The sequence below is a fragment of the Acidithiobacillus concretivorus genome, from assembly GCF_018853445.1.
GTDB lineage: Bacteria > Pseudomonadota > Gammaproteobacteria > Acidithiobacillales > Acidithiobacillaceae > Acidithiobacillus > Acidithiobacillus concretivorus.
The window spans coordinates 1-356 of the sequence record NZ_JABELD010000176.1; the positions used below are offsets into that span (position 1 = coordinate 1).

Consider the following 356-nt stretch of genomic DNA (forward strand, 5'->3'; position numbering starts at 1 on the left):
GTCTCGCTGCTCCAGTCAAACTGATACGCTTCACCGGGACGGAAACTCAGGGGAATAAAGGCTTGGTGCAGACCAGGACGAACATTAGCCTTCCACGCCTTTACCCAGCGCTGAATGCTGTCATAGGCCCCCTGGTATCCTGCCTTCTGCAAACCCTCGAACAGTCTGCGTGCGGTCCGCTTCTGCTTGCGCGGTAAGTGCGCATCCGTCTCCAGCCATTGCTGCAGGACCGCCTCAAAAGCTCCCAATTGCGGCCGTGGCCGGGATTTCCGCTGGGGGTACTTCGGTTCATCTCCGACATGATCCAGATACTTGCGCACCGTAGCACGCGATAAATTCATTTTTCGAGAAATATG

The 356-nt window shown here is 55.9% G+C and carries 1 protein-coding gene; it reads right to left on the minus strand.

Going from position 1 to position 356, the window contains the following annotated elements; genetic code table 11:
- Nucleotides 1-356: IS21 family transposase (locus HJG40_RS14615; protein ID WP_497006475.1), on the minus strand; the 356-nt coding region annotated here is incomplete at both ends.